Below are 13,781 nucleotides of genomic sequence, written 5' to 3'. Positions count from 1 at the left end.
CGGTTGTCGGGACTGTGCCCGCCGTCGGTCGTCGCGCCGGTCACAGCCGGCCATTCCGGCGTCGACCACCCGATCGACGCTTACGCTGAGTGAATGAGCGACTTCCGTCGGTACGCGGCCGAATTCCTCGGCACCCTGCTGCTGGTGTTCTTCGGCGTGGGCAGCGCGGTCGCCGCCCGGGTCCAGGGCGGCGTGGTGGTGGTGGCGCTGGCCTTCGGGTTCGTGATGGTGGCCCTGGTCTACACGATCGGCCCACTCTCCGGCAGCCACGTCAACCCGGCCGTGACGCTCGGTGTGCTGCTCTCCGGAAAGATCTCGGTGCTCGGGGCGGTGGCGTACTGGATCGCGCAGTTCGTCGGCGCGACCGTCGCGGCCTTCGTGCTGTGGGCGCTCACCCGGTGGGGTGACGTCGCGGACCAGACCGGGGCCCTGGGCGCGAACGGCTACGGCGCGCACATCAACCGGGGCGGCGCCGCCGTGCTGGAGGTCGTGCTGACCTTCCTGTTCGTGCTGGTCGTGCTGGTGGTGACGAGTCGGAGCGAGAATCCGGGCACCGCCGGGCTGGCCATCGGGTTGGCGCTGGCCGCCACCCAACTGGTGGGCGTGACGCTCACCGGTGCGGCGGTCAACCCGGCCCGCGCGTTCGGCCCGGCGGTCTTCGAGGGCGGCGTGGCGCTGCGGCAGCTCTGGGTGTTCATCGTCTTCCCGCTGCTCGGCGGGGCGCTCGCCGCGCTGGTCGCACCTCTGCTGATGGGGGCGCAGCGGCACTACTGGGGTGGTCACGAGAAATCGGTCGGCGGGCCGAAGTAGTCCCGTACGGCAATATCTTTCGCCCGGGGACCTTCTCCGGCGAATATCTCCGTGGCAGCATCAGCACATGCATCGTCGTCACTTCCCCCGGGCCCTCGCGCTGCTCGCGCTGGTCGCCACCGCGGCCACCGCCGCCGCGCCCGGCGCCACAGCCGAGTCGCCCACCCCCGCGACGACCCAGCTGCGCGCCACCATCGACACGATCCTCGCCGACAACCGGCTGAGCGGCGCGCAGGCCTCGGTGGTCGTGGTCGACACCAGCACGGGGCAGACGCTCTACGACCGCAACGGCGACCGCCGGCTGATTCCGGCGTCCAACACCAAGCTGCTGACCTCGACCGCGGCCCTTGAGCTGCTCGGCCCCGGCCACCGCTTCACCACCGACGTCCGCGCCAGCGGCAAGCGTCGCGCGGGCCTGCTCTCCGGCAACCTCTACCTGCACGGCGGAGGCGACCCGACAATGCTCGCCGCCGACTACGACGCGCTCGCCGCGCAGGTCGCCGCCGACGGCGTACGGGTGGTCACCGGCAACCTGGTCGCCGACGACACCCGCTACGACCGCACCCGGCTCGGCCCCGACTGGACCTGGGACGACGAGCCCTACTACTACGCCGCCCCGGTCTCCGCGCTGACCGTCGCCCCGGACACCGACTACGACGCGGGCACGGTGATCGTGCACGCCGCGCCGGCCGACCGGGCCGGCACCCCGCCGGTGGTGACCACCACCCCCGCCACCGGGTACGTCCGGATCGACAACCGCGCCGAGACGGTCAGCAGCGGCGAGACCTCCATCTCGATCGAGCGCGAACACGGCGGCAACACCGTCGTGGTGACCGGTCAGATCGCCGTCGGCGACGAGCCGGCCAGCGACTGGGTCACCGTCTGGGAACCCACCGGCTACGCGGCCGACGTGTTCCGGGCGGCGCTGCACCGACACGGCGTCCGGGTGCTGGGCCGGACCGTGCTCGGCCAGCCCACCCCGGAGACGGCCGACCAGGTGGCACGACACGACTCGATGAGCCTGGGCGAGCTGATGACACCGTTCCTCAAGCTCTCCAACAACGGGCACGCCGAGGTGTTGACCAAGGAGATCGGTCGGGTGCTCTCCGGCTCGGGGACGTGGACGGCCGGCATCACCGCGATCAGCGAGTACGTCGCCGACACCGGGATGGACACCGGGAAGCTGCGCCAGCGGGACGGCTCGGGGTTGTCCCGGCGCAACCTCGTCCCGGCGACGGAGTTCGTCGACCTGCTCAGCGCCGTCCGCGCCGAACCGTGGTTCGCCACCTGGTACGCGGCGCTGCCGATCGCCGGCCAGCCCGAGCGGTTCGTCGGCGGCACGCTGCGCAGCCGGATGGCCGGCACCCCGGCGGCGGGCAACGTGCACGCCAAGACCGGCAGCCTCACCGGTGTCTCCGGGCTCTCCGGGTACGTCACCAGCGCCGACGGTCGACTGCTGGCGTTCTCCATCCTGCTGAACAACTACCTGACGGCGTCGGTCAAGTCGCTGGAGGACCAGATCGCCGTGACGCTGGCCGGCTTCCGCGAGGGACAGACGTCGGCGGCCCGGGTGGCAACGCCGGTGGTGCCGGAGACGCCGCGCACCCCGGAGGGCGTCGAGTGTGCCTGGGTGAAACCGATCACCTGCTGAGCGGCGGCCGGGAGGCGCGTACGCGCCTCCCGGCCAGGCGAGCGCTCAGGCCGGACGGTCCGGTGGGGGGACCACCGCCGTCGGGTCGCCCCGCTCGATGAGCGCGGCGATTTCAGCGGCCCGCAGCCCGCGCAGCGCCAGGACCCGGGTGCCCCAGCGGTGCAGGCGGCACGGGTGCGGGCTGGCATCGTTGCGGCAGACCACACCCCCGGACCACCGCCGCGGGGCGTGCACCACCACCGCCCGCACGGCGAACTGGGTGTCCTCGCCCGTCACGTACGGCGGCAGGGGAATGTCGCGAAGAACCTCTTCACCGGTGCCGGACGAAGCGGCAGGACGGACGCGGTGGGCGGTGCTGCTGCTCATTTCCGCTGCCTCCACACTGGATGGTCGGATGGGGACAGCAGAAAGTTACGTCGCATTCGACGCTCCGCGACGGACAAACTGTCCCGCCGCCGCCCGCAGCGACGGATCGGTCAGTCAGCGCACCGCCACGGCCTGGAGGCCGACGTTTCCGCAGTGCTGCGTGAAGACCTTCTCGACGGTCCACTTCAGCAAGAGTCGAGCACCCTTCGGCAGCGTAAAGCGGATGGTGAACTGGGCGCTCTGACTGGTGTAGGGATCTTCCAGTCGCGCGGTGCTGGCGGGCCCGCCGGTGGACAGCCGCGCCTCCAACCGCCCGCGTGCCATCCAGATGCCGCCGTAGAGCTGGACCGTGCGCGGCCCGCCGCTGCCGGCGACGGCGAGACTGAACCCGTTGCCGGCACCGCAGGTGTAGACACCGTTGGAGGTGCCGTTGGTCGACCGGTCCGGTGTGCCGTCGGACCACCGCACGTACTCCTGGTTGCCGTCCCAACCGACCCGCCTGCCGGCGCCTCCCCCGTCGATGATCTCGCCGGAGCCGGAGCGCTTGCGGACCGTCGACCTGCCGCCGTCCTCCCCCCAGTGCACCCAGTCCCGGGTGCCCACCGCGGTGAGGTCGACGGCGGCGGGCATCTCCTCCCGGCTCAGCGACAGCGCCGGAGCACCGGGTTTGGCCGGTGGAGGCGGCGGGGCGGGCGGGCTGGTCGACGGTGTCGGGTCCGGCGAGGGCGGGCGCTGGCGCGGGCGCAGACCGGGGGTGGCCGGCCCGGCCTCACCGGTGCGCCCCTCGGCGGCCGGAAGAACGGGGGAACGGCCGGTCCCGGCGGAAGCGCCGCCCTGACCCACCTGGTCGTCCGGCTCGGGCCCGGACCAGAAGCTGAGGTACGAGATCAACAGCACCAGGCCGACAAGTACGGCGGCCCCCTCCACCGCCCAGCGCCGCCGCTGTCGGACGCGGCGCAGCACGCTGCGGGTGAATCCGGCGGTCGTGGCACGCGGACGGTGCCTCGGCGGCGCGTCGCCAGCCCTCGAACCAGCCCGCGTGCGGTCTTCGTCCGCCACCGACCCCTCCAACTCCACCGCCCGGCCGTCCTGGACCGCGGCGGACCACACCGTCCACTGTGGGCCGATTCACGTTTACACGGGCGTGGACGACACGCTAGATCCGGACTGCCGGACGTGTCCAGCCCACAACGGGACGCTGTCGGACAACCCGGCCCGCCCGGAGTGACACTCCGGCAGCCCACGACCGCCGTACGCGTCAGCCGATCCGGAAACCGAGCAGCTGCGCGATGGTCACGGCCTGCTCGACGTCGATGATGGCACCGGCCCGTTCGACGACCGTCGGGTCGAGCGCGGTGAGATCGCTGCCCCGCAGGTCGGCGCCGCCGAGCCGGACGTTGGTCAGCTGGGCGCCGGAGAGATCGACCCCAGTGACGGTGGCACCGGTCAGATTGGCCCTCGTGAGGTCCACCTCGCGCATGCGCACCCCGGTCAGCCGAACGCCGCGCAGGTCGGCGCCGGGCAGCGCGGCGAAGGACCAGTCGCCGCCGTCCACCGTCAACGGACGCAGATCACACTCGCTGAAGGTGCTGCCGACCAGCTTGCAGCCGGTGAACTCGGCCTCGAAGAAGTTGCACCGCCGAAAGACGCACCGGGTGAAGGCGGAGTCGACATGCCGGGACGAATTGAACGCCACGTTGCCGAACGTGCACCCGGTGAAGACCGCTCCTCTGCTCACCGCCTCGGTCAGGTCCACCCCGAAGAACTCGCAACCCACGAAGTGCCGGTCGGTCAACTCCTCGCCGTACCAGTCGTCGTTGCGGAAGGTCACGTCCTCGGTCAACTCCGGCATCCGGCCAGGCTAGTGGGCACCGCCGACGGCCGACGGGCGGCGGGCCGGTGCCGGCCCCCTTCCGACGCCGGTGTACCGGCGAGTAGGTTCGGCGGCGTGAGTGTGGCTCGGAGCAAGGACCCGGATCAGATCGGTTTCGACCCGGCGCGGCTGGCGCGGATCGACGAGCACTTCGGCCGGTACGTCGACGACGGCCGGCTTTCCGGCTGGCAGCTGGTGGTCACCCGCCGCGGCGAGGTGGCGCACTCCTCGACGTACGGGCTGCGCGACCGGGAGTCGGGCGCGCCGGTCGAGACGGACACGCTCTGGCGGATCTACTCGATGACCAAGCCGGTCACCTCCGTCGCGGCGATGATGCTGTGGGAGGAGGGCCGGTTCGAGCTGACCGACGAGATCAGCCGCTGGTTGCCCGAGTTCGCCGACCTGCGGGTCTACTCCAAGGGGTCGACGCTCAAGCCGTACACCGTGCCGGCGATCGAGCCGATCCGGGTCTGGCACCTGCTCACCCACACGGCCGGCCTGACGTACGGCTTCCTGCAGACCTCGGTGGTCGACGGGCTCTACCGGGCCGCCGGCTACGACCTGTACCCACCGGCGGACGTGGACCTGGCCAGCGCCAGCGCGACCTTCGGCGAGCTGCCGCTGCTGTTCCAGCCCGGCACGGCGTGGGGCTACTCCGTCGCCACCGACGTGCTCGGCCGACTCGTCGAGGTGATCTCCGGGCAGAGCCTCGACGCGTTCTTCGCGGACCGGATCTTCGGCCCACTGGGCATGACCGACACCCGCTGGTGGGTGGAGGGCGACGAGGCCGAGCGGCTGGCCGCGCTCTACGTACCGGATCCGCGCAGCGGCCGGGCCGTCCGCTACGACAGCCTCGGGTCGCTGGCGTTCCGCAAACCGGCGTTGCTCTCCGGCGGCGGTGGCCTGATCTCCAGCGCCGCCGACTACCACCGGTTCACGCAGTTGCTGCTGCGCGGCGGGGAGCTGGACGGCGTCCGGCTGCTCGGGCCGCGCACTGTGGCGCTCATGACCCGCAACCACCTGCCCGGCGGTCAGGACCTGGGCACCCTGTCCACCGGCGGTTTCGCCGAGACCACCCTGGACGGGATCGGGTTCGGCCTCGGCTTCGCGGTGGTCGACGACCCGATCCCCAGCCGGTTGCCGAGCAGCGTCGGCGAGTACTACTGGGGCGGAGTGGCCAGCACCGCGTTCTGGGTCGACCCGGCGGAGGAGATCACTGCCCTGCTGTTCACCCAGCTGATGCCGTCGAGCACCTACCCGCTGCGCTCCCAGCTGCGCCAGCTCGTCTACGCCGCCCTGGTCGACTGACGGTTCGCCGTTCCACCGACGCCGGGTCGGCCCGCTGCCTAACCTGAGCCGGTGAGCACCATCGTCGTGTTTGGCGCGGGCGGCACCGCCGGTTCGCGGGTCGTCGCCGAGGCGGCCGACCGGGGGCATCGGGTGATCGCCGCCGTCCGCCGCCCGGAGGCCACCTCGTACCTGCCGGCCGGGGTGCGGACGGTGACCGGCGACGCGACCAGCCAGCGGAGTGTGCGGGAGTTGGCGCCGGACGCCGACGCGCTGGTCGTGGCGATCGGCGGCGGCGAACGCGAGCTGTGGCGCGACGCGGCGGAGAACCTGGTGACCACTCTGCGCGGGATGCCGGCCGCACCGCGGATCATCCACCTGGGCGGCGGGTCCACCCTGCTCACCCCGGGCGGCACCCGCATCCTCGACGAACCGGACTTCCCGGCCGAGTACCGGGACTCGGCGCTGGGCCAGGCGGAGGCGCTGGACTACTACCGCACCGCCGCCGACGGAGTGAGCTGGACGTACGTCTCGCCGCCCCCGCTGGAGTTCCACCCCGGCGCCCGCACCGGGCACTACCGCACCGGCACCGACCAGCCGGTCACCGATCATCAGGGCCGTTCGGTGCTCACCTACGAGGACCTGGCGGTGGCGATCGTCGACGAGATCGAACAGCCACGACACCGGAACGCCCGCTTCACCGTCGCGTACTGACCGGGTGGCGGCCGGCAGCGCTCAGTCGGCGAGGCGGGCCGGGAAGCCACCGGTGGCGATCGGACCCCAGGCGTCGATGGTGACCCGGATCAGCGACTTGCCCTGGCGCACCATCGCCGCCCGGTAGTCGTCCCAGTCCGGGTGTTCGCCGGAGATGCTGCGGAAGTACTCGACCAGCGGCTCCAGCGCCTCGGGCAGGTCCAGCACCTCGGCGGTGCCGTCGATCTGCACCCACGGGCCGTTCCAGTCGTCGCTGAGCACGCAGGCCGAGACCCGGGGGTCGCGGCGGATGTTGGTCACCTTGGCCCGCTCGGGGTAGGTGGACACGACCAGCCGCCCCTGCCCGTCGATCCCGGCGGAGACCGGGGAGGACTGCGGGCGCCCGTCGGCCCGGGTGGTCATCAGCAGGACGTGGTGCCGCGGCCGAAGGAAGTCGAGCAGGCCGTCCCGGTCGACCCGGGTGTTCGTTGCGATGCTGCGTGCCATTCCCCGTTCCTACCAGGGGGCGGGCGCGGCGACGGCGGCGGGTCAGCGGGGTCGGGCCGGGGAGCGGTGCACCGACTGGGTGGGCACCCGGGGACGACCGGACGGACGCCAGGCCCGGCCGTTGGCGTAGATCACCCGGAAACCGAGGTACGACGCGAGCGGAGCCCAGTGGGCGGAGCCCATCCGCAACTCGGCGGCATTGTGGCGCTGGCCGTTGGCGAGCACGTCGAGCAGGACCGTTTCGAAGGCCGCTGATTCAACCCAGTCGACTTCCCGGGTGAAACCGCAGATCAGTGCGGCTCCGGTGACCTCCAGGAACTCGCGCAGGACCGCGTCCGAGGCGCGCAGCACCGAGCAGCTGCCGAAATAGAGCCGCCGGCCCTCGGCGCGGCCGGCCATCAGCTCGGCCACCTCGTTCAACTCGACCGACTGCCAGTCGGTGAGGCAGAGCCGGCTCGGCTCGCCGTGCATGGCGAAGAAGCCGACCCGGTGGTCGGCGTACTGCTTGAGCAGCCAACGGTCCAGGAAGTAGAACAGCTCGTCGCGGGTGGCCGCGTCCTTGTGGATGAAGCGGATCTTGCCCAGCCGCTCCAGCAGCTCCAGGGTGGGCAGCACCGAGCCCCGCTCGTTGAGGTCCCGGTGCCACTGACCCTCGACACAGAAGACGCCACCGCGTGCCACGCGCACCTCCGCCAGTCCGCCGCCCGGGCTGACGTTACCGGCCGCCGCCACCCTGGGAACATCACCCTCGGTGTGGCGGAACGCGACGTTCGGTGTGCTTGACCGCAGAAAGGCCGATCGGCAGGAAATGGCTGTTTCGCAAATCAGCTGAATTCCCAGGCAATACCCAGGGACAGCGGATTGTGAGCACGATTCTCGTTAATCGCCGCCAACGGCACGGATCAGTGCGAGGGTGGAAATCACAGGACTTCTCGGTCGATGTCCTGGAGCCACCCCATTCGCTCTCCTATCGGGAGGACTTCTGTGCGCGTAAACACCTTGAAGCGTGCCGCCGTCGCATTCGCCCTGGCACTGCCCGGGGCCGCAATCGCCACGGTGGTCGCCGCACCGGCGGCGCACGCGGACGGCTGTTACACCTGGAATCGCACCCTGACCCAGGGCCGCTCCGGCGACGACGTCCGGCAGTTGCAGATCCGGGTCGCCGGGTGGGCCGGCTACCGGGACATCGTGGAGAACGACGGCCGCTACGGGCCCAAGACCGCCGCCGCGGTCAAGCGGTTCCAGCAGGCGTACGGGCTGCGCGCCGACGGCATCGCCGGCCCGCAGACCTTCGCCAAGCTCTACCAACTCCAGGACAACGACTGCACGCCCGCGCACTTCAGCTACAGCGAGCTGGACAACGGGTGCGGCGGGAGCGGGTGGAGCGGCGGCCCGCTGTCGGCGAGCCAGACCAAGCAGAACGCGCTGCGCACCATGTGGAAGCTGGAGGCGCTGCGCAAGGGCCTCGGTGACAAGCCGCTCTACGTGTCCAGCGGCTTCCGCAGTCGCGCCTGCAACAACCAGGTCGGTGGCGCGTCCGACAGTCAACACCTGTACGGCAACGCGGCCGACGTGACCTCGCGGACGTCCTCGCTGTGCCAGATCGCCCGCAACGCCCGCAACAACGGCTTCAGCGGGATCTACGGACCGGGCTACCCCGACCACGACGACCACGTGCACGTCGACTCGCGTCGGGAGAACAACAGCGACCGCAGCTCGAACACCACGAGCTGGTCCGCCCCGGACTGCGGGGTCGGTAACTGAGTCACCTGATCAGAGCGGCGTCGGCCCGACGCGGAGGGGGAATCTCCGCGTCGGGCCGACGTCGTGTCGCCCCGGGTCGGGGTGGGCGGAGGGGGTAGCGCGCTCAGCTCGCCCGGGGCCAGCGCGGCGCGGTGACGGGGGGAGTCACCGGCCGGCCGGCAGCGGTGGGCCGTACGCCCTGGGGGACGACCCGCGCGGCCTGCTGCCGCGACGGCCCGGTCGCCGTGAACGGGAAGGGTACGTGCACGAACGGATTGCCATGCCGGATCAACGCCTCGATCTGCCGCTCGTTGAGCCCGTGTGTCTCCAACACCCGCCGCCCCCAGCGATGCAGGCGGCACGGATAGGAGGCACCGTCGTTGCGGCACAGCGGCCCGGTCGGCCACTCCTCGGCGGTGTGCACGACCACCGCCCGGACCGCGAGCCGGACATCCTCGGGGGTCAACGGTGTCGGCATCGGCACCTCACCCAGCACCTGATCGATGGGATCCGTCGACTGCTCACCAACTCGCACGGCAGGCCTCCCGCAGTTCGGCAGCGGTACGGCGGACCCACCGCACCGACATCCTCGGTCAGGAGTACGGCGGGCACTGGCCGAAAGTTCAATTCCGGTACCCGGTAAGCAGATCCTCCGCCGACAACACGCGGATGCCGTCGACGGCGGTGCCGCTGCGCGACACAGCAACCATCGGCACCGACTCGTCGGCACCGGGGAGCCGGGACCGGTGCAGCAGAAGCCGGCCCAGGTCATGCGCGTCAAAGGGCCGGTTCTCCTGCCACTTGACCGATCCGACGAAGCTGATGTGCCGCGCGACGGGCGCCCGGTCGGCGCCGACGATGTCGATCTCCGGGTCGTTGGTCCGGGTCCAGTAGCCGCCGATTGTCGCCGCCTGCGCCGGTAGATGGTCACCGGGCAACCGCCGCAGCGCCTCCCCTGACACTGCCAAAGATGGAACAACCAAAGATGAGTGTGACCTCATCGGGCTGTCCGCCCCCACCATTCAGTTCAGGCAGAACCGACCGTCAGACCAGGCCGGCGTCGTGCACGAGCAGCGCCACCTGGACCCGGTTGTTCAACTCCAGTCGGGTCAGCAGCCGGGAGACGTACGCCTTCACCGTCGCCACGCTCATGAACAACTCCCCCGCGATCTCCGCGTTCGTGTGACCCCGCCCCAGCGCTACCGCCACCTGCCGCTCCCGCTCGCTGAGCCCGTTGAGCTGTCGCAGCGCCCGTTCCCGGCGCGGGTCCGGGCCGACCGGGCCGGGAACGGCGGCGGTCACGTGGGCGATCAACGTGCGGGTCACCGTCGGGGAGAGGGTCGCCTCGCCCGCCGCGACCCGGCGCACGGCGTGCACGATCTCCGCCGGCGGGGTGTCCTTCAGCAGGAAACCGGCAGCCCCGGCGCGGAGCGCCCGCAGCACCTGCTCGTCGGCGTCGAAGGTGGTCAGCACCAGCACCTCCGGCGGGTGCGGCTGCGCACGCAGCGCCTCGGTGGCGGTCAGCCCGTCGACCCGGGGCATCCGGATGTCCATCAGCACCACGTCCGGGGCGTACGCGGCGACGGCCGCCGGGACCTCGCCACCGTCGGCCGCCTCGCCGACCACTGTCAGGTCCGGCAGACCACCGAGGATCATCGAGAGCCCGGCCCGGACCAGCGCGTCGTCGTCCACGATCAGCACCCGCACCGGCGGCGTGGCCGCGTCGGCCGACCCGCTCGCGTCCGGCAGTCCGGCTGCGCCGGCAGGGCTGGTCACGCCGGCCACGGCAGCCAGGCAGCGAGCCGGAAGTCACCGGAGTCGTCCCGACCGTAGGCGAGTCGCCCGCCGGCCAGGGTGACCCGTTCGCTGATGCCGACCAGGCCGGTGCCCGCGCCCGGCAGGGTGCCACCCTCCGGTGTGCCGACCGGCCACCGGTTGCTGATCGCGACGCTCAGCCCGGTGCCCGGCCCGCCGGACACGTCCACGGTCACCACCGCGCCGCCCGCGTGCTTGCGGGCGTTCGTCAGCCCCTCCTGCACGATCCGGTACGCGGCCCGGCCCAGCGCCGCCGGCACCTCCCCCGGGCTGGCGACGCTGTCGCTGACGTTCACCCGCACCCCGGCCGACCGCGACTCGGCGATCAGGGCCGGCAGGTCGGCGAGGGTCGGCTGCGGCGGCTCCGGGGCGTCGCCCCCGCCGTCGTCCTCGGCCCGGAGCACCCCGATCACCTCGCGCAGGTCCTGCAGGGCGGCGTGCGCGCTGCCCCGGATCACCCCGGCGGCCCGGGCCACCTCGTCGGCCGGCGCGTCCGGACGGAACTCCAGCGCACCGGCGTGCAGGCTGAGCAGCGAGATCCGGTGCGCCAGCACGTCGTGCATCTCCCGGGCGATCCGGGTGCGTTCGAGATGGCGGGCCTGGGTGACCCGGAGCTGCTGCTCGGCCTCGGCCCGCTCGGCCCGATCCCGCAGCGACACGATCAACTGCCGGCGGGCCCGGACGAACATTCCCCAGGCGAGCACGAGGACAGTGATCACGACGCCCCAGGCGACGGTGGCCCAGTAGGGCATGGCCGGGTCCGGACGAGTCCAGCTGAAGACAAGGTTGGTGAGCAGACCGACCCCGGTCACCGCCACCGCGACGGCGGTGCGCCGGTGTACCACGACGGTGAAATAAAAGATCAACAGTGGGATGGAGGCGGCCATCGAGAACAGGTTCAACGGCAGGGTCGCCAGCACCAACCCGAGTGGCCAGCGCCGCCGCAGCCAGAGCAGCCCGCAGCAGACCAGCCCGATCAGCGCGTCCACGCCGACCATCCAGTCGTGCGGCAGCGGGACCGCCGTCTCCGGATTGGGCGACAGGGCGTCCGCCGTGGCGAACAGCACCCAGAGCAGGCTGATCAGGAAGGCCAGGGTGTCGACCGCCCAGTCCCGGGTGGTGCGGCGCGGCCGCCGCGTCGCCGCGTCCGGGCTGACCGCGCCGGCCAGCGCCCCGGGCAGCAGCCAGGGGTGCTCCGGAACGACGAGGCTGGTCACGCACCCATGCTAGGGAGCCGTCGGGGGCACGACCAGCTACCAAAGTCGAGACCCTCGGGTCGACCAAGGTCGACACGGCACCGACCGGTGGCCGCAGCGGATGGCCGGGCGGCGCGGGCACGCTCGACGACATGATCACCGTGGAGAACCTCACCAAGCGGTACGGGCCACATCCGGCCGTGGACGACGTGTCGTTCCGGTGCGAGCCGGGCACCGTCACCGGCTTCCTCGGCCCCAACGGCGCCGGCAAGTCGACGACCATGCGCATGATCTGCGGGCTCACCACGCCGACCGCCGGCCGGGCCACCGTCGCCGGGCACCCGTACCAGGAACTGCCCAACCCGGGGCGGGAGGTGGGAGTGCTGCTGGACGCCTCCGCCCAGCACGCCGGGCGCACCGGCCGCGAGGCGTTGACGCTGTCCGCGTACACCATGGGTCTGGACCGGCGCGAGGTCGCCGCGAAGCTCGACCTGGTCGGGTTGAACGCGGTGGCCGCGAAGCGTCGGGTCCGGGCGTACTCGTTGGGGATGCGCCAACGGCTCGGGCTGGCGCACGCGCTGCTCGGCGACCCCCGGGTGCTGATCCTCGACGAGCCGGCCAACGGGCTGGACCCGGAGGGGATCTTCTGGATGCGCGGCCTGCTGCGCGACTTCGCCGACCGGGGCGGCACCGTGCTGCTCTCCTCCCACCTGCTGCGCGAGGTGGAGGCGGTCGCGGACCGGCTGGTGGTGATCGGGGGTGGCCGGATCGTGGCCCAGGGCGACAAGAACGAGCTGCTGGCCGGCGGCGGCACGGTGGTCCGGGCCCGCGACGGCGCGGCGCTGCGCCGTGCGCTGGAAACGGCGGGTCTGACCGCCGCCGACAGCACCGACGGCCTGCTGGTGCAGGCCGACGCCGAGGCGGTCGGCCAGGCGGCGGCCGATGCCGGCGTCGCGCTCGCCGAGCTGCGCCCCGCCAGCGGCGGCGGCCTCGAACAGCTCTTCCTCACCCTGACCGCCGGCGAATCCACCAAGGAGGCCGTCCGATGACCACCACCACCGCGCCCGCCAGCGGCGTCGTCGCGCCCCGGCAACTTCCTCCGGTACGCCGGCCGTCACTGCTCCGGCTCACCGGTGTGGAGCTGCGCAAGCTCGCCGACACCCGGGCCGGGCGCTGGCTGCTGATCACCATCGGCCTCGTCGTCGTCGCGATCGTCACCCTCCTGCTGATCTACGCCGAGGACTCCGAGCAGACCTTCTTCACCTTCTTCGTCACGTCGCTGTTGCCCGTCAACGTGCTCCTGCCGGTGCTGGGCATCCTGTCGATCACCAGCGAGTGGTCCCAGCGCACCGCCCTCACCACGTATGCGCTGGTGCCCCGGCGGGAGCGGGTGGTCGCCGCGAAGCTGATCGCGGTGGTGCTGGCGGCGCTCGCGTCGGTGCTGGTCACGTTGGCCGTCGCCGGTGTCGGGACGCTCGTGGCGTCGGCCACGGGCGGCGCGGGCACCTGGCGGGTCGACGCGGCGCTGATCGTGAACGCGGCGATCGTCCAGGTCGCCGGTGTGCTGATGGGTGCCGCCTTCGGACTGCTGCTGCTCAACCCGCCGTTGGCCATCGTCGGCTACCTGCTGCTGCCGACCCTCTGGTCGGTGCTGGGCGAACTGGTCCGGCCCCTGCGGGGTGCGGCCGGTTGGCTGGACACCAGCCGGACCATGGAGCCGTTGTTCACCAGCCAGGTCACCGGCGAGCAGTGGGGACGGCTGATGGTGTCCCTGCTGGTCTGGATGGTTCTGCCGCTGGCCGCCGGCCTGTTCCGGACGCTGCGTCGCGAGGTGTCGTGA

Annotated in this window: 16 protein-coding genes; 7 read left to right on the top strand and 9 right to left on the bottom strand. The window is 72.0% G+C overall.

Annotated features, from left to right (window positions below; all coding sequences use genetic code 11):
* Positions 1-93: 93 nt before the first annotated feature.
* Complete coding sequence (locus QSK15_RS06370; RefSeq protein WP_285793319.1) at positions 94-810, top strand: MIP/aquaporin family protein; 717 nt, start codon at positions 94-96, stop codon at positions 808-810.
* 67 nt (positions 811-877) lie between these two features.
* The gene (gene dacB / locus QSK15_RS06365) at positions 878-2,461 is read left to right on the top strand and encodes a D-alanyl-D-alanine carboxypeptidase/D-alanyl-D-alanine endopeptidase (protein ID WP_285793318.1); all 1,584 of its coding nucleotides are present in this window, start codon (positions 878-880) and stop codon (positions 2,459-2,461) included.
* Between the two features lie 45 nt (positions 2,462-2,506).
* Here dacB and QSK15_RS06360 read toward each other — a convergent pair whose 3' ends face one another.
* The 3 genes from QSK15_RS06360 to QSK15_RS06350 form a co-directional block, all read right to left on the bottom strand.
* Complete coding sequence (locus QSK15_RS06360) at positions 2,507-2,827, bottom strand: hypothetical protein (protein WP_285793317.1); 321 nt, start codon at positions 2,825-2,827, stop codon at positions 2,507-2,509.
* Between the two features lie 114 nt (positions 2,828-2,941).
* The gene (locus QSK15_RS06355) at positions 2,942-3,790 is read right to left on the bottom strand and encodes a hypothetical protein (protein WP_285793316.1); all 849 of its coding nucleotides are present in this window, start codon (positions 3,788-3,790) and stop codon (positions 2,942-2,944) included.
* A gap of 295 nt (positions 3,791-4,085) precedes the next feature.
* The gene (locus tag QSK15_RS06350; protein WP_285793315.1) at positions 4,086-4,679 is read right to left on the bottom strand and encodes a pentapeptide repeat-containing protein; all 594 of its coding nucleotides are present in this window, start codon (positions 4,677-4,679) and stop codon (positions 4,086-4,088) included.
* A gap of 96 nt (positions 4,680-4,775) precedes the next feature.
* On the opposite strand from QSK15_RS06350, the gene QSK15_RS06345 reads away from it, so the two are divergent.
* Positions 4,776-6,008, top strand: coding sequence for a serine hydrolase domain-containing protein (locus QSK15_RS06345; protein ID WP_285793314.1), 1,233 nt, complete (start codon positions 4,776-4,778; stop codon positions 6,006-6,008).
* A gap of 51 nt (positions 6,009-6,059) precedes the next feature.
* The gene (locus tag QSK15_RS06340; protein ID WP_285793313.1) at positions 6,060-6,701 is read left to right on the top strand and encodes an NAD(P)-dependent oxidoreductase; all 642 of its coding nucleotides are present in this window, start codon (positions 6,060-6,062) and stop codon (positions 6,699-6,701) included.
* 21 nt (positions 6,702-6,722) lie between these two features.
* On the opposite strand, the gene QSK15_RS06335 is transcribed toward QSK15_RS06340, so the two are convergent.
* Entirely contained in the window at positions 6,723-7,187 is a 465-nt protein-coding gene (locus tag QSK15_RS06335; RefSeq protein WP_285793312.1) for a PPOX class F420-dependent oxidoreductase, read from the bottom strand.
* Positions 7,188-7,229: 42 nt separating this feature from the next.
* Entirely contained in the window at positions 7,230-7,868 is a 639-nt protein-coding gene (locus QSK15_RS06330) for a DUF6642 family protein (RefSeq protein ID WP_285793311.1), read from the bottom strand.
* A gap of 303 nt (positions 7,869-8,171) precedes the next feature.
* Between QSK15_RS06330 and QSK15_RS06325 the strand changes: the two genes are divergently transcribed.
* A complete protein-coding gene (locus tag QSK15_RS06325; RefSeq protein ID WP_285793310.1) occupies positions 8,172-8,951 on the top strand; it encodes a D-Ala-D-Ala carboxypeptidase family metallohydrolase in 780 nt (259 codons plus the stop codon).
* Between the two features lie 103 nt (positions 8,952-9,054).
* On the opposite strand, the gene QSK15_RS06320 is transcribed toward QSK15_RS06325, so the two are convergent.
* The 4 genes from QSK15_RS06320 to QSK15_RS06305 all read right to left on the bottom strand — a co-directional run bounded on the left by QSK15_RS06320 (position 9,055) and on the right by QSK15_RS06305 (position 11,962).
* The gene (locus QSK15_RS06320; RefSeq protein ID WP_279517130.1) at positions 9,055-9,465 is read right to left on the bottom strand and encodes a hypothetical protein; all 411 of its coding nucleotides are present in this window, start codon (positions 9,463-9,465) and stop codon (positions 9,055-9,057) included.
* An 88-nt stretch (positions 9,466-9,553) separates the two neighbouring features.
* Positions 9,554-9,892 carry a DUF234 domain-containing protein gene (locus tag QSK15_RS06315; protein ID WP_285793309.1) on the bottom strand — a complete coding sequence of 113 codons (339 nt, stop codon included), beginning with the start codon at positions 9,890-9,892 and terminating at the stop codon, positions 9,554-9,556.
* A gap of 82 nt (positions 9,893-9,974) precedes the next feature.
* Positions 9,975-10,724, bottom strand: coding sequence for a response regulator (locus QSK15_RS06310; RefSeq protein WP_285794345.1), 750 nt, complete (start codon positions 10,722-10,724; stop codon positions 9,975-9,977).
* Positions 10,703-11,962, bottom strand: coding sequence for a sensor histidine kinase (locus tag QSK15_RS06305; protein WP_285793308.1), 1,260 nt, complete (start codon positions 11,960-11,962; stop codon positions 10,703-10,705). The genes QSK15_RS06310 and QSK15_RS06305 overlap by 22 nt, the downstream gene beginning before the upstream one ends.
* 131 nt (positions 11,963-12,093) lie before the next feature.
* On the opposite strand from QSK15_RS06305, the gene QSK15_RS06300 reads away from it, so the two are divergent.
* Positions 12,094-12,990 carry an ABC transporter ATP-binding protein gene (locus QSK15_RS06300; RefSeq protein WP_285793307.1) on the top strand — a complete coding sequence of 299 codons (897 nt, stop codon included), beginning with the start codon at positions 12,094-12,096 and terminating at the stop codon, positions 12,988-12,990.
* The gene (locus tag QSK15_RS06295; protein ID WP_285793306.1) at positions 12,987-13,781 is read left to right on the top strand and encodes a calcium homeostasis modulator protein; all 795 of its coding nucleotides are present in this window, start codon (positions 12,987-12,989) and stop codon (positions 13,779-13,781) included. Before QSK15_RS06300 ends, QSK15_RS06295 begins: the two co-directional genes overlap by 4 nt.

It is taken from the genome of Micromonospora sp. NBRC 107095 (assembly GCF_030269705.1).
Classification (GTDB): Bacteria; Actinomycetota; Actinomycetes; order Mycobacteriales; family Micromonosporaceae; genus Micromonospora; species Micromonospora parva.
The sequence above is the reverse complement of the archived record's forward strand: the minus strand, read 5'-3'. Positions and strand labels throughout refer to the sequence as shown.